At 62.6% G+C, this 17,621-nt stretch carries 17 protein-coding genes; 12 read left to right on the forward strand and 5 right to left on the reverse strand.

Features of this window, described 5'->3' with window-relative positions:
• Positions 1–52 precede the first annotated feature (52 nt).
• Both QMX89_RS14940 and QMX89_RS14945 read left to right on the forward strand, forming a co-directional pair.
• Entirely contained in the window at positions 53–718 is a 666-nt protein-coding gene (locus QMX89_RS14940; RefSeq protein ID WP_282348810.1) for a TIGR04211 family SH3 domain-containing protein, read from the forward strand.
• Between the two features lie 89 nt (positions 719–807).
• Positions 808–1,503, forward strand: a complete 696-nt coding sequence (locus QMX89_RS14945) for a DUF533 domain-containing protein (RefSeq protein WP_122742811.1) — start codon at positions 808–810, stop codon at positions 1,501–1,503.
• A gap of 190 nt (positions 1,504–1,693) precedes the next feature.
• Here the strand turns inward: QMX89_RS14945 and xthA are convergent, their stop codons facing one another.
• Complete coding sequence (gene xthA / locus QMX89_RS14950) at positions 1,694–2,512, reverse strand: exodeoxyribonuclease III (protein WP_122742812.1); 819 nt, start codon at positions 2,510–2,512, stop codon at positions 1,694–1,696.
• A 160-nt stretch (positions 2,513–2,672) separates the two neighbouring features.
• Between xthA and QMX89_RS14955 the strand changes: the two genes are divergently transcribed.
• From QMX89_RS14955 to QMX89_RS14965, 3 genes are all read left to right on the forward strand, one after another.
• On the forward strand, positions 2,673–3,323 hold the full coding sequence (locus QMX89_RS14955) for a GNAT family N-acetyltransferase (RefSeq protein ID WP_122742813.1): 651 nt from the start codon (positions 2,673–2,675) through the stop codon (positions 3,321–3,323).
• Positions 3,324–3,388: 65 nt separating this feature from the next.
• Complete coding sequence (locus QMX89_RS14960) at positions 3,389–5,116, forward strand: autotransporter assembly complex family protein (RefSeq protein ID WP_282348785.1); 1,728 nt, start codon at positions 3,389–3,391, stop codon at positions 5,114–5,116.
• Between the two features lie 8 nt (positions 5,117–5,124).
• Positions 5,125–8,814: a translocation/assembly module TamB domain-containing protein gene (locus tag QMX89_RS14965; RefSeq protein ID WP_282348786.1), complete on the forward strand. Its 3,690-nt coding sequence runs from the start codon at positions 5,125–5,127 to the stop codon at positions 8,812–8,814.
• Between the two features lie 42 nt (positions 8,815–8,856).
• Here QMX89_RS14965 and QMX89_RS14970 read toward each other — a convergent pair whose 3' ends face one another.
• Positions 8,857–9,228 carry a Mor transcription activator family protein gene (locus QMX89_RS14970; RefSeq protein ID WP_282348787.1) on the reverse strand — a complete coding sequence of 124 codons (372 nt, stop codon included), beginning with the start codon at positions 9,226–9,228 and terminating at the stop codon, positions 8,857–8,859.
• Positions 9,229–9,536: 308 nt separating this feature from the next.
• Between QMX89_RS14970 and QMX89_RS14975 the strand changes: the two genes are divergently transcribed.
• The 3 genes from QMX89_RS14975 (at position 9,537) to QMX89_RS14985 (ending at position 11,159) form a co-directional block, all read left to right on the forward strand.
• Entirely contained in the window at positions 9,537–9,728 is a 192-nt protein-coding gene (locus QMX89_RS14975; RefSeq protein WP_122742817.1) for a hypothetical protein, read from the forward strand.
• A 66-nt stretch (positions 9,729–9,794) separates the two neighbouring features.
• The gene (locus QMX89_RS14980) at positions 9,795–10,061 is read left to right on the forward strand and encodes a PepSY domain-containing protein (protein ID WP_049859484.1); all 267 of its coding nucleotides are present in this window, start codon (positions 9,795–9,797) and stop codon (positions 10,059–10,061) included.
• 72 nt (positions 10,062–10,133) lie between these two features.
• Positions 10,134–11,159: an Ldh family oxidoreductase gene (locus QMX89_RS14985; RefSeq protein ID WP_282348788.1), complete on the forward strand. Its 1,026-nt coding sequence runs from the start codon at positions 10,134–10,136 to the stop codon at positions 11,157–11,159.
• Positions 11,160–11,210: 51 nt separating this feature from the next.
• Here the strand turns inward: QMX89_RS14985 and QMX89_RS14990 are convergent, their stop codons facing one another.
• Complete coding sequence (locus QMX89_RS14990) at positions 11,211–11,531, reverse strand: DUF883 family protein (RefSeq protein ID WP_049859486.1); 321 nt, start codon at positions 11,529–11,531, stop codon at positions 11,211–11,213.
• Between the two features lie 156 nt (positions 11,532–11,687).
• On the opposite strand from QMX89_RS14990, the gene QMX89_RS14995 reads away from it, so the two are divergent.
• Positions 11,688–11,942 (forward strand): hypothetical protein, encoded by a 255-nt coding sequence (locus QMX89_RS14995; RefSeq protein WP_049859487.1) that lies wholly within the window; start codon positions 11,688–11,690, stop codon positions 11,940–11,942.
• A gap of 54 nt (positions 11,943–11,996) precedes the next feature.
• On the opposite strand, the gene QMX89_RS15000 is transcribed toward QMX89_RS14995, so the two are convergent.
• Positions 11,997–12,467 (reverse strand): LEA type 2 family protein, encoded by a 471-nt coding sequence (locus QMX89_RS15000; RefSeq protein WP_192000596.1) that lies wholly within the window; start codon positions 12,465–12,467, stop codon positions 11,997–11,999.
• 404 nt (positions 12,468–12,871) lie between these two features.
• Between QMX89_RS15000 and eat the strand changes: the two genes are divergently transcribed.
• Genes eat through eutC form a run of 3 tightly spaced genes read left to right on the forward strand, consistent with a single transcriptional unit; the run spans position 12,872 to position 16,484 of the window.
• Positions 12,872–14,230: an ethanolamine permease gene (gene eat / locus QMX89_RS15005; protein ID WP_134722439.1), complete on the forward strand. Its 1,359-nt coding sequence runs from the start codon at positions 12,872–12,874 to the stop codon at positions 14,228–14,230.
• A gap of 10 nt (positions 14,231–14,240) precedes the next feature.
• A complete protein-coding gene (locus QMX89_RS15010; protein ID WP_090358439.1) occupies positions 14,241–15,632 on the forward strand; it encodes an ethanolamine ammonia-lyase subunit EutB in 1,392 nt (463 codons plus the stop codon).
• Between the two features lie 45 nt (positions 15,633–15,677).
• Positions 15,678–16,484, forward strand: a complete 807-nt coding sequence (gene eutC / locus QMX89_RS15015) for an ethanolamine ammonia-lyase subunit EutC (RefSeq protein ID WP_282348793.1) — start codon at positions 15,678–15,680, stop codon at positions 16,482–16,484.
• A 366-nt stretch (positions 16,485–16,850) separates the two neighbouring features.
• Here the strand turns inward: eutC and QMX89_RS15020 are convergent, their stop codons facing one another.
• The gene (locus tag QMX89_RS15020; RefSeq protein WP_282348795.1) at positions 16,851–17,513 is read right to left on the reverse strand and encodes an HAD-IA family hydrolase; all 663 of its coding nucleotides are present in this window, start codon (positions 17,511–17,513) and stop codon (positions 16,851–16,853) included.
• Between the last annotated feature and the right edge of the window lie 108 nt (positions 17,514–17,621).

Raw genomic sequence — 17,621 nt, forward strand, 5'->3', positions numbered from 1 at the left:
CCCGCTATCGAATGGTCCGTTCATCGGGGCCTTTTTTCTTATTCATGTGAAGATCGCCATGCCCTCATTTCAACGTTTCTCTACCGTATTCAGCCGCACCCGCCTGGTGGCCACCGGCGTATTCACTGGCCTGCTCTTCACTGTCGGCCCGGCGCATGGCGACGAGGCTCCTGGCAACAGCCGCTGGGTCAGTGACAACCTGAGCACCTTCGTTCGCAGTGGTCCTACCGACGGCTATCGCATCGTCGGCAGTTTGAAGTCCGGCCAGAAGGTCGAGTTGCTGTCTACCCAGGGTGACTACAGCCAAGTGCGCGGTGAAGGTGGTTCCAGTGTCTGGATCCCCAGCAGTGACCTGCAACAGACGCCAGGTCCCGCCGAGCACGTTCCCTTGTTGACCCAGCAGGTCGCCGATCTGAGCGGCAAGCTGCAAACCATCGACGACAGCTGGAAGAACCGCGTACAGGGCATGCAGGAAACCCTGGACGCGCGCAAGGCGCTGATCGACGAGCTGGAAGCGCGCAGCAAGGCACTCAATGCCGAGCTCAGCGATGCCCAGTCCGAGCTGCGCAGCACCCAGGCGAAGCTGGGCGACGAAAACAAGCACGTGATGATGAGCTACATGGTCTACGGCGGCAGTATCGCTGGTGCCGGTTTGCTGGCCGGCCTGATCCTGCCGATGATGACCCGTGGCCGCAAGCGTAACGACCGCTGGTTCTGAGGGTTACGCCTACAGTTTGTGCTGAACCTGCCAGGCCGCTCGATGATCTATGGTGTTGCACTCCATATCACTACATAGAGAGCTTTGCCATGAACACCAGTGACCTTCTTGAACAACTGCTGCGCGGTCGCGGCAGCCAATCCTCGAACAACCGGCCTGGCGCCCCGAGCGGGCAGGGTGGTCTTGGGGATCTGCTGGGAAGTTTGCTCGGCGGTGGCCGGGGTGCATCAGGTGCCGGTGGCCTCGGCGGTCTGGGTGGATTGCTGGGCGGCCTGCTGGGCGGGCGTGGCGGGAATCGATCCGGTTCCGGCAAGTACGCCGCGCTCGCATCGTTGGGGATGATGGCCTTCAAGGCCTATCAGGCCTGGCAGCAACAACAGGCCAATGCCCCACAGCAGGCGTTGCGCACCGTCGATCAGTTGTCCGAGCCGGAAGCGGAAGGGCATAGTCATGCGATCCTGCGTGCTCTGATTGCCGCCGCCAAGGCCGATGGCCGGGTGGATGCGCAGGAGGAAGCGGCGATCCGCGCCGAGTTGACCGAGCATGCCGAGGATGCGCAGTTGCAACAGTGGCTGGATGCGGAGCTGGCACGGCCGCTGGACGCACAGGAGTTGGCCAGCGCGGCTGATGGCCCGGCAATGGCGGCGGAGATGTACCTGGCCAGTGTGATGTTGATGGGCCAGCAGGATGCCGGCGAGCGCGCGTGGCTCGACCAATTGGCCGCTGCCCTCAACCTGGCGCCGGAATTGCGCGCCCAGCTCGATCAGCAGGCTCAGGCGCAATAAGCCCGCCGCAAAAGCCGTACGGCGATGCTGCAGGCCAACCTCACGCACCGCCGACGCGGCTCGCGCCGCTGCTACAGAAAATCTCCGCGCCCGGCCCAGGCTGCACCATCGCAACCCGAAAAACACCCCACAACCCCTGTAGCAGCGGCGCAAGCCGCGTCCTGCCGCACCGCCGATCCCTACAGGATGGTCACAAAGGCCCCAGCTCCAACCATATTGGCGCGTGGTCGGACGGTTTTTCCATCGCCCGCAAATCGTAATCGATACCCGCTGCCCGAACCCTGGGCAGCAACCCGTGGGACGCCAGGATCACGTCGATCCGCAACCCCCGCTTGGGCTCGTCCTCGAAGCCGCGGCTGCGGTAGTCGAACCAGCTGAACCGGTCCGCCACTTCAGGATGCAAATGACGGAAACTGTCCACCAGCCCCCACTGTTGCAATCGCTGGATCCATTCGCGCTCTTCGGGCAGGAAACTGCACTTGCCGGTCTTCAGCCAGCGCTTGGCGTTGTCCGCCCCGATACCGATATCGCAATCCTGTGGAGAGATGTTCACGTCCCCCATCACCACCAGCGCTTGATCGTTACTGAACCCTGTATCTAGCAGGGTTTGCAGGTCGCTGTAGAAACGGCGCTTGGCAGGGAATTTGGTGGGGTGGTCGCGACTTTCACCCTGTGGAAAATAACCGTTCATGATCGTCACGACCTGGCCTTGGGCATCGGCGAAGGTACCGCGGATGAAGCGGCGCTGTGCGTCCTCCTCGTCGCTGGCAAATCCTTTGTCGATACTCAACGGCGCGGCGCGCGACAGAAGTGCCACCCCGTAATGGCCTTTCTGCCCGTGGAAGTGCACGTGATACCCCAGCGCCTCGATCTCGGCCTGGGGGAACTGTTCATCCGACACCTTGGTTTCCTGCAGACCGATCACATCCGGCTGGTGCTTGTCGATCAAGGCGGCCAGCTGATGGGGGCGGGCACGCAAGCCGTTGATGTTGAACGAGACGATTTTCATGGTCGCGAATCCTGGCAAATCGGCGATGCTAACGGACTGCGGCGCAGCTCACCAGTACGGCGTCCGGCATCGGCGCACGATTTGCCTGGCCAGGGTACGGAACCCCTGGGGTCGCGGACCGTCCATTGACTACTCGTTGCACTCCTCAAGGACAGACCCGATGCCCCAGACTTCGACCACCGCTGCAGAAGTACGTCAGCTCGATGGTGGTTATGCCCGTGAAACCCGTGCGCTGCTGTACCAGACCTATCTCGTCGACCCGACCTTCGCCTACCTGTTCGAAGCCGATCGCCCAGGCTTCGAACGGCGTGTGCGTTCCACCGTGCGGCAATTGGTCAATCAGCATTTTCTCCAGGACCTGCCGGCCTTGGGCTTGTTCTTCGACGACCGCCTGGCGGGTGTTGCGCTGGTAGCGCCACCACAGCGTCGCCTGGGCATCACCGAAAGCTGGGCCTGGCAGTGGCGAATGATGCTGGGCACGGGCGTGGAAGGCACGCGCCGCTATCTCGAATACCATCACGCCGTCCAGGAATGCATCCCCTCGGATGCCGTCCATGTGCTGCCGCTGATGGGACTGCACCCGGACTTCCAGGGCCCTGAACTCGGGGAGCAACTGCTGACGGCGGTGCATAACTGGTGCGCCCAGGACCCGACGTCCGAAGGCGTAGTACTGGATACCGGCAACCCGCGCTACCTGGCGTTCTTCCAGCGCCAGGGCTATACCCAGATTGGGGAAGTGAACCTGGGGCCCGTGGTCGAGCATGTGTTCTTCCACCCCAGTCCTGAAACAGTCGGTTACGCACAGGGCTGATCCAGAGTCCTTGGCAACGCCTGGCAGGGTCCAAGTCGACGTACGGGTCGTGATAGCATTCGCCTATGAATTATTCAGGACGATTGGCCGGCAGCCTGGCGCTGCTGGTCGCAAGCATGGCGGCCCAGGCCCAAAGCGTACTCGACGTACGCGTCAACCCTGCCAACCCGGCACTCAAGAGCAACGTCGAAGGCTACATCGGCAGCTTGGGTGATCGTGACGGTGAGGCGCTGCTGCGCTTCAGTCGGGGAGCCGAGGAGCAGGCGCAAAAGGCGGCCCAGGCACTGGGCTATTATCAGGCACGCGTGACCAGCGAAGTGCAGTCGGGCGAGAGCCCGCGCCTGCTGCTGCGCATCGAACCGGGTGAGCCTGTGCATCTGCGCAACGTCACGGTGCGCGTCGAAGGCCCGGCGGCCGACTTGAAGGCCTTTCGCGTCCCGCGCAGCAGCGAGCTGGCGCCGGGTGCCGTGCTCAACCACGGTCAGTACGAAAATGCCAAGCAGCTGATCCAGAACCAGGCCTCGCGCTATGGGTTCTTCAGCGGCACTTTCAGCAAGCAGCGTCTGGCGGTCGACCCACGGGCCGGCGTCGCGGATGTCGAGTTGGTCTACAACAGCGGCCCGCGTTTCAAGCTGGGTAAAGTCAGCTTCCAGGGCGACACGCCGTTCGACGAAGAACTCCTGCAACGCATGGTGCCGTTCAAGGAAGACACGGCCTACGATTCCGAACTGATCGCCGAACTCAATCAAGCCTTGCAATCGAGTGGCTACTTCGAAGGCGTGCGGGTCGATGCTGCGCCCACTGCCGCCAGCGAGCGAGTGATTCCCGTCGATGTCCAGCTGACGACCCGCAAGCCTCGGACCATGGGCTTGGGTCTGGGGTATTCGACCGACGTCGGCCCGCGCGGCAAAGCCAACTGGACCCGCCATTGGGTCAATCCCCAAGGCCACAGCTATGGTGCGGAACTGGAACTTTCGGCGCCTCGGCAGAACGTTGGGCTTTGGTACGACATTCCCCTGGATCCCCCTCTGACCGACAAGCTGCGATGGGCGGGCGGTTATCAATACGAAGAGCTGGCCGACACCGACAGCCTGAGCAAACTGCTCACGTTCGGCCCGGAATGGCACAGCAAACTGCCGAGCGGCTGGCAGCGGGTCATCTCGTTGAAGTGGCAACGCGAAGAATACCGGCTCGGCGACGACACCGGCCTGAGTACCTTGCTGATGCCCGGCATCAGCTACACCTACCTCAAGAGCGACAACAAGGTCGACCCCCATAACGGCTACCGCGTGCAGTTCGATGCCCAGGTGGCCAAGGAAGGGGTGCTGTCGGACACCAACCTGTTGCATGGCAACGTAATGCTCAAGGGCTTGACCACTGTGGCACAGAATCACCGCTTGCTTGGCCGGGTGCAGTTGGGCGGCAATGCCACCAACGGTTACAAATCCGTTCCGCCTTCGTTGCGTTTCTTCGCCGGTGGCGACCAGAGCGTGCGTGGCTACGACTACCAGACCCTGTCGCCGGAGAACTCCGATGGCGATCGCATCGGCGGACGCTACATGGTCGCCGGCAGTGTCGAGTACCAATATTCGATTGCCGAAAAGTGGCGCGTGGCAACCTTCATCGACAAGGGCAACTCGTTCAACGACCTGAAATTCGCCGACCTCAAGACAGGCATCGGCGTCGGCGTGCGCTGGGTGTCGCCGGTGGGTCCGATCCGGCTCGACCTAGCTCACGCGATGGATGACGATGGCGGCGTGCGGCTGCACTTTTCCATGGGGCCGGAACTGTGAGGCCGGCGGTGAAACGCGGTGCGCTGATCACCCTGGCTGCGCTCGTTGGCCTGTTGCTGATCGTTCTGGTGACCCTTTCGCTAGTGCTGGGAACCCAGGCCGGCAGCCGTTGGGCGCTGGCCCGTGTGCCCGGACTGACCCTGGAAAACTTCAAGGGCACATTGGGCAGCCACTGGCAGGCAGACTCGCTGATATGGCAGCAAGGCGCGACCCGTGTCGAAGTGCGGGCGCCCGAGCTGGCCTGGTCACCCAGTTGCCTGTGGCGTATGACGCTGTGCATCGACACCCTGCACACCGACGCCATTCTTGTGCAACTGCCTGCCAGCCAGGAACCGGCCAGCGACGGGCCCATCACACTGCCTAACCTGCAGTTGCCCGTCGCCATAGAATTGGGCGATGTGCGTATCGGCAGCCTGCAACTCGATGGCGTGCAGCAGCTCAGTGGTTTCGAGCTGGCGGCACACTGGACCGCCGATGGCCTGAAGATCGATCGCGGGCACCTGCAACGCGATGACCTGGTGCTGGATCTGGACGGCACCCTGCGCCCCGGCGGCCAATGGCCGCTGAACCTCAATGCCCAAATACAGTTGCCCAAGGTTGACGACAAGCCTTGGCAAGTCACCCTGAACGCCACAGGTGATCTGCTCGACACGCTGACCCTGAACGGGCAAAGCTCCGGCTACCTGCCGGCCGCCATAACGGGCACCCTGAAGCCGCTGGCCGAACACTTGCCGGCCCAGCTGCGCATTGTCAGCGAGGCGTTCAAACCCAGCGCCGGGCTGCCCGACACCTTGGCATTCAATCAACTGGAACTGCTCGCCAAAGGCGACCTGCAGGCTGGCTATGCCATCGATGGCCACGCCAGTCTGCCAGCGGAACAATCACCAATGACGTTGGTGCTGGGCGCGCGGGTCGACGCCAAGGGTGCAGTGGTTCAGACCCTGGATATTTCCTCCACGGCACAGGAACAGGTGCGGCTGGCTGGCAGCGTGGATTGGCACGAAGGTCTGGCGGCCAAGGCCACTATCGATTGGCAGGACTTCCCGTGGCACCGCCTGTACCCCGTCATTGCCGAGCCGGACGTGAAAGTCCGGCGTTTCAAAGGCGAGATCGACTATCGAGACGGCAAGTACCTGGGCAACCTCAACGGTGCCTTCGATGGCCCAGCCGGTGCGTTTACCCTGGTGACGCCGTTCAGCGGCGATCTGCAGCAAGTGTTCCTGCCGCAACTGGAACTGGTCGCGGGGCAGGGCAAGGCAGCAGGGCACCTGAACGTCAAGTTCGCCGATGGCGTTGCCTGGGACACGGCTCTGGACCTGAGCGCCATCGATCCTGCCTACTGGGTCGCGCAGATGCCAGGCAGCCTCGCCGGTCCGCTGCGCAGCACCGGCGAATTCAAGAATGAACAGCTCAAGCTGGATGCCGACCTGGACCTCAAGGGACGCCTGCGCGGGCAGCCTGCGGTGCTCCAGGCCAAGGCGCAGGGCGCCGGGGAGCGCTGGACGCTGGGCAATCTCGACGTACGTCTGGGCGACAACCTTATCCAGGGTCAAGGCAGTCTGCAGCAGCAGATTCAGGCGCGACTCAACATCGATCTGGCCCGTCTGGGCCAGTTGTGGCCCGGGCTGCAAGGGCAACTCAAGGGCCAGCTCGACGCGGCCGGTACCTTGCAGGCGCCCCAGGGCAAGCTCTCGCTGCAGGGGCGTCAGTTGGCACTGGACAGCAACCGTCTGCAGAACCTGACACTGGACGCCGTCCTCGACAAAGCCCAGCGTGGCACCCTTGATTTGACCGCCGCCGGTATCCGCGCCGGTGACACCGACCTGGGCACCCTGACCGGTAAGGCCTCGGGCGATATCAAACGGCAGCAGCTGCAATTGGCGCTCATGGGGCCGCAACTGGCTTTGGCCACCGCGCTGGACGGCACGCTCGATAAGGGCTTCACCGCGCAAAGCAGTTGGCGCGGGCGGCTGGCCAGCGGTTCGGTCCAGGCCGGTGGCCAGGATTGGCGTCTGCAGGCGCCGGCACGTCTTGAATACCTGGCCGGTGGCCAGGTCAATTTCGGCGCCCACTGCTGGCGCTCGGGATCTGCCAGCCTGTGCGGCGACGACCAGCGTCTGGCGCCGCAGCCGCGACTGCGTTACCACCTCAAGCAGTTTCCGCTGGACAGCCTGGCCCAGTGGCTGCCGAAGGATTTCGCCTGGAAGGGCATGCTCAACGCCGATGTCGCGGTTGACGTCCCTGCCAGCGGCCCGGCCGGTGAGGTCATGATCGACGCTGGCAACGGCACCCTGCGCGTGCGCAACAAGGACCAATGGGTCGATTTTCCTTACCAGACACTGCGCCTGACCAGTCGCTTGAACCCCAAGCGGATCGATACCGAACTCAACTTCCGGGGCGATCGCCTGGGACAATTGCAGGTCATCACCCAGATCGATCCCATTGCGCAGAGCAAGCCGATCAGCGGCAGCTTCCGCCTGTCCGGGCTCGACCTTTCCATCGCCCGGCCATTCGTGCCCATGGTGGAAACCCTCAAGGGCCAACTCGATGGCAGCGGGCAGATCTCCGGTTCCCTGGTGGCGCCCCAAGTGAACGGCAATGTCACCCTCAGCGGCGGTCAGATCGCCGGCCCGGAACTGCCCACCACCCTCGAGGACTTGCAACTGCAGGCATTGATCGCAGGTGAAAGCGTGCGCCTGCAGGGCAGTTGGAAAAGCGGCAAGACGGGTCAGGGAACGTTGGGCGGTACGGTCGCCTGGGCCAACGCTCTGGACGTTGACGTGCAGCTCAAGGGCACGCGCCTGCCGATCAACGTCGAACCCTATGCGACGCTCGAAGCGGCACCGGATCTGAGTATCCAGATGAATGGCGAAAGGCTCGCCGTGGCCGGCAAGGTGTTCATTCCCAAAGGGGCCATCGTCGTCCGCCAGCTGCCACCGTCCACCGTCAAACTCTCCGAGGACGTGGTGATCGTCGGCAATCAGACCGAGCAGGGCAAGGCACCCTTGCCCATGGCGATCGATATCGATGTGGAAGTGGGCCAGGAAAAACTCACCTTCAACGGCTTCGGCCTGAGTGCCAATCTGGCCGGTCACGTGCACATCGGCGACAACCTCGACACTCGGGGTGAACTGGCGCTCAACGACGGTCGCTACAACGCCTATGGCCAGCGCCTCACCATACGTCGCGCACGACTGTTGTTTGCCGGGCCCATCAGCCAGCCGTACCTGGACATCGAAGCGATCCGTACCACCGGCGATGTGATTGCCGGCATCCGCCTGACCGGCAACGCCGAGCAGCCTACCAGCGAGGTGTTTTCGGAGCCGACCATGAGCCAGGAGCAAGCGCTGTCGTACCTGGTGCTGGGTCGCCCGTTGGGCAACAGCGGCGAGGACAACAACATGCTCGCCCAGGCGGCGCTCGGCTTGGGCCTGATGGGCAGTTCGGGGGTGACCAGCAAACTGGCGACCGATCTGGGTATCGAGGACTTCCAGCTCGACACCCAAGGCAGTGGCGATGCAACCAGTGTGGTCGCCAGCGGTAATCTGTCGGAGAAACTCAGTCTGCGCTATGGCGTGGGGGTATTCGAGCCAGCCAATACCATTGCCTTGCGCTATTTGCTCAGCAAACGTCTGTATCTGGAAGTGGCCAGTGGCGTGGCCAGCTCACTGGATCTGTTCTACAAGCGCGATTTCTGAGGGGTGAACCCAGGCCCGTGAATCGGCCTGGGGAATACTCGACTAGCCAAGGGTGCGGCGAATGTTGCCGATCTGGCGCTGGCTCAGGCCATATTTATGCGCCAGCACACTGCGTGAGGTGCCGTTGAGCGTTTCGTGGTGAATCTGCTGGTTGCGCCACTGCCGCAGAAAATGATCGGACTTGGGGATTTCCAACGCCATGCCGGCGAAGCGCTGGATCAACGCGGCCACCGTTTCGGCTTCGAGCTGTTCGCTCAGGCTGGTGCGTTGCGGGTGCTTGGGAATGTAGCGCGGGCGCCCGCCATACAGTTGCGTCAGTCGATAAGCTTGCTCGACGCCGATGCAGTCGATCAGTACCTGTAATGAGTGGGGGAGTTGCTCGACGTCGATCTGCTGAAGCTGTTGGGTGTTCATGGTGACTTCCTTGTGGCAGCAAATGGCCCATCCGGCCGGCAGCCATTCTTGTCCAGGCGCCTTTGGGGCTCTAGGAGTCAAGGGGTCTCTGGGTGTAGGTAGGTTCCGACAGCTACGTCGGAAACGTTGACTACGAGGCCGCATCGCCATGGCCCGTGATCCGGTTCTTGAACGCCATCCCCTGTTGCGTCCAGGCGTTGTAAAATGCGATTTTCCACGCACAGAGCTGACTTCGGTTCATGTGCAATCCACGCAAAGGTGTGAGGCCGGATACCCAGGTCGGCCAACACCCCTGTCAGGACCTTTAGATGACCCAAGCTCAACGTATCAAGTATTCCTTGCTGATTGCCCTGCTGGTGCTGCTGGCAATGCTCGGCCTGTCCTACCTGCAGACCCAGGGGGTGATCACTGAAAAAGTCTTTCAATACATTGCCATGGGCATTGCCGTGCTCGTGGTTGTGATCAACGGCGTGATGCGTCGCAAGGTCAAGCGGCCGTGAACTAATTTTTCAGCGTGACGCTCCAATACAGTGCAGCACACACCAATCACTGTTATGGAGTGCCCCATGTTCAAGAAGACTTTGACTGCCGTAGTTGCAACTTCCGCCTTGATGACTGCCGGCCTGGCGCTGGCCGACAAGCCGGGTGCGGGTTGGATCACCATCGAGAAAGCCATCGAAACCGCAAAGTCCAAAGGCTATACCCAGGTCACCAAGATCGAAGCCGACAATGATGGCTACTGGGAAGGCGAAGGTCTCAAAGCTGATGGCGTGACTTACGAGTTCCGCATCGACGGCGTATCGGGCAACGTGCTGCGCGACCAGAAGGACTGATTCGAGCGGGCTTGTCCTGAAGCAGGTGGGTATGGCGTACTAGGACTCTGTTCCGTTCACGCCAGGAAGCTCATGATGCCTGCTAGCGACGCCTCGCAATCGTTGTCCTTCTCCGATCTGACGCAGCTGCTGCGTCAGATCTTCCTGCGTCATGGCACCTCGGTCGAGGTCGCCGACATTCTCGCCCGCAACTGTGCAACCGCCCAACGCGACGGTGCCCACAGTCATGGCACATTCCGCATACCCGGTTACCTCTCTACCTTGGCCAGCGGCTGGGTGGACGGCAAGGCGCGCCCGGTGGTCGAGGATGTGGCAAGCGGTTATGTCGCGGTGGATGCCGCTGGGGGCTTTGCGCAGCCGGCGTTGGCCGCTGCGCGAGGGCTATTGGTGACCAAGGCGCGCGAGGCGGGCATCGCTGTCCTGGCCATCCGCAACTCGCACCACTTCGCTGCGCTCTGGCCGGATGTCGAACCCTTCGCCGCCGAAGGCCTGGTCGCTCTGAGCGTGGTCAACAGCATGACCTGCGTCGTCCCCCACGGCGGTAACAAGCCGTTGTTCGGCACCAATCCCATAGCGTTCGCGGCGCCTTGTGCGGGCAAGGACCCCCTGGTCTTCGACATGGCCACCAGTGCGCTGGCCCACGGGGACGTGCAGATCGCGGCGCGGGCCGGCCATTCGGTGCCCGTGGGTACCGGTGTCGACAAGCACGGGCAGCCCACGACCGATCCGGCGGCGATCCTCGAGGGTGGCGCGCTGCTGCCGTTTGGCGGACACAAGGGCTCGGCCTTGTCGATGATGGTCGAGCTGCTGGCGGCAGCGCTCACTGGCGGGAATTTTTCCTTCGAGTTCGACTGGAAGCGACACCCCGGCGCACAAACGCCCTGGACCGGGCAACTGATCATTGTCATCGACCCCAGCAAGAGCGCTGGTCGGGATTTTGCCGTGCGTAGCCGCGAGCTGGTCGAGCGCATGCACGAGGCAGGGCAGACACGGTTGTCGGGTGACAGACGCTATCGTCAGCGGGCGTTATCGCACACACAAGGTATTTCGATGCCGGTGCAAGAACTGGAAAGACTGCGGGCGTTGGCGGGGGAGTGAAGCCAGGGCACAAGAGGGCCGCAGCGATCGGCGGCCCGGAGCGGAGGTGAATCAGTTACGACGGCCCAGCAACAGGCCGAGCAGCAAGCCACAGGTCGCCGATGCGGCCACGGTCTGCCACGGATGGCCACCGATGTAGGTCTGCGTGGCCTCGACCACCGGTTTGGCGCGTTCACGCAGCCCGGCAAGGGAATAGGACACATGTTCGAGTTTGGAGTTGACCTGCGCGCGCACGGTGTCGGCCTCGTTGCTTCCCAGAGAGGCGCTGTCCCTAAGCATTTTTTCTGACTCTTCGATCAGCGCCAACAGTTCGCTGAAGACTTGATCCTTGATTTGATCCTCGGCCGATTGAGCACCTGATTTACGGGCCATTTCACTAACTCCTAGTGTTTATTAAGGCAGTGCAAGATGGAGTCCCAGCGCCCTGGAAAGTTGCATGAAGGGCTTGGGCACGGCGTCTGTTCCTACAGATTTTCATGTATAGGCGTGTAAGATGTCGCCTGTTTTTTCTGCTGACAGGTACCTGCAATGAGCTTCAATCTCGCCAATCGCTCGCTGGCCGAGCGCGCCATGATCGAGGATGAAAAAGCCCGTCTCTATGAGCTGTGGCAAGCCAACCTAGGCAAGGCCAAAGCCGAGGCCGCGCGTCTCATCGGCGAAAAGGCCAAGCGCAAAGGGCGCTGGGCCGAATGGGTGCGGGGCGAGCTGGACGGCATGTCCCCCCCCGAATACGCCAACATGGTCCGCGCCGAAGTGAACAAGCTGATGGCGGCGGCACGCTGATTCACCCAGCGTGGTGCATCCCAAGGATTGCTCGGTCCGCGACCGCATCCGCACTCAGTAGCCCGTTGCGGACGGTAGACTCAAGGTACCGCTGTCGCTGAAGCGCACCGTCCCGAACAGCCCCCCGGCAAGCTTGCCGTGCAGGCGGTAGGGCAAGCCGTTCAAGCTCTGCGCCGGGTTCAGGCCCACCGCCTGGCGCAATGCGGTCAGTGCGGACACGCTGACCGGCACCACCAGCACGTCCTCCGAATACCGCTCGATACGGCCGTGCTGACTGCTGACGCCGCTGGCCAGCGGACGGCCGTTGACGTCCAGATTCACTGCCACGCCGTCGTACTCGATCGGCGTTTCGTTGGGGTTCTGCAGTCGCAGCTTGATGGCGAAGCGCAGTTCCAGCTCCTGCGCCGGCAAAGGCTCGATACCCACCACGCTGATCGACACCGGATCACGCTGGGGCAACAGCGAACAGCCCACCACGCTGGCCAGCAACGCTACGGTCAAACAACTGCGCAATAAGCGAAACATGGTTCTGCAACTCGCCGGCCGAGCACGTCGCTCCCTGTCTGCGACCATCATCGTGGCTATCGGTTCGCCGCTCACGCGCAATGCGGGGCAGCGTTGAACACACCTCTGCCATGAGCTGGCTTGATGTGTGCAGATGTTTCAAAGAACTGTTTCCGAGAATCGTTCAAACACAGGGTTCAAGGAAACGGCGTTCCTGTGTGTTCAGCCACATGCCGTGAAAAAGTGCTGCCATTGAGTGCCCGCGATTGAGGCATCGGACAAAAAGGTGTGCTTCAACTTGGCGCGCTATCGATGAAGTCGATGGCAAGGCAGCTTTCATATTCACGGCGCCAGATCGCCATTGGGCGCCTATGGTTACCTGCAGGAACGCTCCTTTGCTCATCTCCACCTTCGAGGGCACACCCATGACCGTTTCGCAACTCAAACCCACGCTGGGCACCCTGCACCTGTGGGGCATCGCCGTTGGCCTGGTGATCTCCGGTGAGTACTTTGGCTGGAGCTATGGCTGGGGCAGTGCCGGCACCTTGGGTTTCCTCTGCACGACGCTGATGGTCGCCGTGATGTACACCTGCTTCATTTTCAGCTTCACCGAACTGACCACCGCCATCCCCAACGCGGGCGGGCCCTTTGCCTATAGCCTGCGTGCGTTCGGTCCCACCGGTGGAATGATCGCCGGGCTGGCCACGCTGATCGAATTCGTGTTCGCCCCGCCTGCCATCGCCATGGCCATCGGCGCCTACCTCAATGTGCAGTTTCCAGGGCTCGACCCCAAGTGGGCGGCAGTGGGGGCCTATTGTGTGTTCATGAGCCTGAACATCGTCGGCGTGAGCATCGCCGCGACATTCGAGCTGGTGGTGACCATCCTCGCCGTGTTCGAACTGTTGGTGTTCATGGGCGTGGTGGCGCCAGCGTTTAGTTTCAGCAATTTCGCCCTGGGCGGGTGGGCCGGGGCGGACACGTTCAGCCTGGGTGCCTTGAGCGGCATGTTTGCGGCGATTCCCTTCGCCATCTGGTTCTTCCTGGCCATCGAAGGTGCGGCCATGGCCGCCGAGGAGGCCAAGGATCCCAAGCGCACCATTCCCCGGGCCTACATCGCCGGCATCCTGACCCTGGTGACCCTGGCCATCAGCGTGATGATCTTCGCCGGTGGCGTGGGTGACTGGCGCGCTCTGGCCAACATCAACGACCCGCTGCCGCAGGCCATGAAAGGGGTAGTGGGCGAGAACTCCAACTGGATGCACATGCTGGTGTGGATCGGCCTGTTCGGACTGGTCGCCAGTTTCCACGGCATCATCCTGGGCTATTCGCGGCAGTTCTTCGCGCTGGCACGGGCCGGCTTTTTGCCCGCAAGCCTGGCCAAGCTGTCGCGTTTCCAGACGCCGCATCGCGCCATCCTCGCCGGTGGCGTAGTGGGCATCGCGGCGATCTTCAGCGATGGCTTGGTCAATCTCCAAGGCCTGACGCTGACCGCAGCGATGATCACCATGGCCGTGTTCGGCGCCATCGTCATGTACATCATGAGCATGCTCAGCCTGTTCAAACTGCGTCGCAGCGAGCCCCAGCTGGAGCGTTCCTTCCGCGCCCCCGGCTATCCGCTGGTGCCGGCCATTGCTCTGCTGCTGGCGCTGGTGTGTCTGGTGGCGATGGTGTGGTTCAATGCCATGATCTGCGGGATCTTCATCGGCCTGATGGCCCTTGGCTCGCTGTTCTGCGTCTTCGTGCGCAGCCGCGGCGATCGTCATCCCGTACTGGCCAGCGAGTGAGGAGGGCAGCATGAGTTTCGTGCACAGCATCGGCGGGCAGACCTGGCGTTTCGACAGCCTCCGGCAGTTGATGGCCAAGGCCAGTCCGGCACGCTCCGGCGATTACCTGGCCGAGATCGCCGCCGGCAGCGATGCCGAGCGGGCGGCGGCGCAGATGGCGCTGGCCGAGGTGCCGCTCAAACGCTTTCTGGACGAGGCGCTGATACCTTATGAAGAAGACGAAGTCACTCGGCTGATCGTCGACACCCATGATGCGCAGGCTTTCGCTGCGGTCAGCCATTTGACCGTGGGCGGCTTCCGCGATTGGCTGCTGGGCGATGCGGCCAGCGAAACCAGCCTGCGTGCGTTGGCGCCAGGCATCACGCCGGAGATGGCCGCGGCGGTCTCGAAGATCATGCGCGTGCAGGACCTGGTCCTGGTGGCGCAGAAGATCCGCGTGGTCACGCGCTTTCGCAACACGGTCGGGCTGCGTGGGCGCATGTCGACACGGTTGCAGCCCAACCACCCCACCGACGATCCGGCTGGCATTGCCGCCAGCGTGCTGGATGGCCTGCTGTACGGCAACGGCGATGCCATGATCGGCATCAATCCGGCCAGCGACAGCTTGAGCGCCATCAGCGAGCTGTTGAAGATGCTCGATGGCGTTATCGAGCACTACGGAATCCCGACCCAGTCGTGCGTACTGACCCATGTCACGTCCTCGATCGCGGCGATCGAACGTGGCGTGCCTCTGGACCTGGTGTTCCAGTCCATCGCCGGTACGCAGGCGGCGAACAGCAGTTTCGGCGTCAGCCTGGCGGTGTTGCAGGAAGGCTACGAAGCGGGTCTCAGCTTGCGCCGCGGGACAGTCGGTAACAACCTGATGTACTTCGAGACAGGCCAGGGCAGTGCATTGTCGGCCAATGCCCACCATGGCGTGGACCAGCAGACCTGTGAAGCGCGGGCCTATGCCGTGGCGCGTCGGTTCGACCCTTTTCTGGTCAATACGGTGGTGGGGTTCATCGGGCCGGAGTATTTGTACAACGGCAAGCAGATCATCCGCGCCGGTCTCGAGGATCATTTCTGCGGCAAGCTGATGGGTGTGCCGATGGGCTGCGACATCTGCTACACCAATCATGCCGAGGCCGATCAGGATGACATGGACATGTTGCTGACCCTGCTGGGTGTTGCGGGGATCAATTTCATCATGGGCATTCCGGGCTCCGATGACGTCATGCTGAACTACCAGACCACGTCCTTTCACGACGCCTTGTACGCGCGCAAGACCCTGGGCCTGCGCCCGGCGCCCGAATTCGAGGAATGGCTGGCGCGCATGGACATTCTGCAGCAGAAGGATGGCCAGCTGCGTCTGGGCAGCGGCGTGCCACCGTTGTTCGGCAAAGCACTGGGGCGGCTGGGTTGAAGCGCCGGTTTCGTCTGGTCATAGCGATGGGGTGGAAAGTAACTCATGAACGATAAGACGCTGACACAAGGTGATCCCTGGCATGCGTTGCGTGCACTGACACCGGCGCGCATTGCCTTGGGACGAGCCGGCACCAGTTTGCCCAGCAGTGCCCAATTGGACTTTCAGTACGCCCATGCGCAAGCCCGCGATGCGGTTCACCTGCCGTTCGACCAGGCTGCGCTGGTACAGGCCCGTCCCGAGAGCCTGAGCCTGCACAGCGCGGCGGGTGATCGGCATGTCTATCTGCAACGTCCGGATCTGGGGCGGCGCCTGGACGATGCGTCGCTGCAGACCTTGCGTACTTATGCCAACAAGCATGCGACCGGTTTCGACCTGGCGCTGGTGATCGCCGATGGTCTCTCCGCGTTGGCGGTGCATCGGCATGCGCTGCCCATGCTCGAGCGCATCGAGCAGATTGCCGCTGACGAGGGCTGGAGCCTGGCGCCGATCTGCCTGGTGGAGCAGGGCCGGGTGGCGGTGGCCGATGAAGTCGCTCAGGCGTTGGGCGCGCGCATGGTGGTGCTGCTGATTGGCGAACGGCCCGGCCTGAGCTCGCCCGACAGCCTGGGGCTGTATTTCACCTATGCACCGCGGGTGGGGTTGAACGATGCTGCGCGCAATTGCATTTCCAATGTGCGCCTGCAAGGGCTGAGCTACGCCACGGCCGCGCACAAGCTGCAGTACCTGATGCGCGAAGCGCACAAGCGGCAGCTGTCGGGTGTACACCTGAAGGATGAAGCGCTGGTACCCGAGATCGACAATGACACCCCCCAACGCCCCGGCAATTTCCTGCTCCACGATCCCGCGTAGCAGCACCCCCTGTGGGAGCGGGTTCTACCCGCGAATGGTTCGGCGCGGTACATGGACATGACCGGGTTGTATCAGGAATACCGCATAGACCGCCGACGCGGCTTGCGCCGCTGCTACAGGGGATCCTGTGGGAGCGGGTTCTACCCGCGAATGGTTCGGCGCGGTATATGGACATGACTGGGTTGTATCAGGAATACCGCATAGATCGCCGACGCGGCTCGCGCCGCTGCTACAGGGGATCCTGTGGGAGCGGGTTCTACCCGCGAATGGTTCGGCGCGGTGGATGGACATGACCGGGTTGTATCGGGAATACCGCATAGATCGCCGACGCGGCTTGCGCCGCTGCTACAGGCGGGGCGCAGCTGGTTATTGGCCTTGGCGCATTTTGTCGATATGAATCCAGAGGTTTTCATCCTCGTAGGATTCGATCACCAGATTGGCGCCGGCGGATCTGAGGGTCTGCGGGGATTGGCTGGTCGACAGCGCGACGGTGAACAGACCGGCCGCGACTGCGGCCGTCACGCCTGGCACCGAGTCCTCGAAAGCGATGCCAGCATCGGCCCGGGCACCCAAACGTTGCAAACCGGTCAGGTAGGGCAGTGGATCGGGTTTGGCGCGCTCCAGCTCTTCGGCGACCACCACCTGCGGCAGGCGCTCGGCCAGGCCCAGGGCGTCGAGCATGTGCTCGGCATTGGCGCGCGGAGCGTTGGTCACCACGACCATGCCCAAGCCTTCGCGCTCGGCATGGTCGAGCAGGCGCAGCAGCCCGGCGATAGGCGTCAATTGCGGGGCGAGGTCGCGAAAGCGTGCTTCCTTGCGATCGGCAAAGGCTTCATGCTCGGCCACCGAGCGATCCGGAAACAGGTACTGGCACATGTCGGCGTTGGCCCGGCCACTGGCGTGCAACTGGAACTCTTCATGGGTGAAGTCGCGGCCTTCCTCGCCCAGCAATTGCTGGACGGCGAGCAGGTGCAAGGCGTCGGTTTCGGTCAGAGTGCCATCGAGGTCGAACAGCAAGGCTTCAAGCATGAATCGTCCATTCCATCCCAGGGTTTGCCGCAGTGTAGCAGCCTCGTCCGGCATTCCTATGTCAACCGCGTGCTACTGGGCGGATGGGGCTTGGCAATTATTTAGTGC

Origin of the sequence: Pseudomonas sp. PS01301 (assembly GCF_029960215.1) — a bacterium.
Classification (GTDB): Bacteria; Pseudomonadota; Gammaproteobacteria; order Pseudomonadales; family Pseudomonadaceae; genus Aquipseudomonas; species Aquipseudomonas coleopterorum.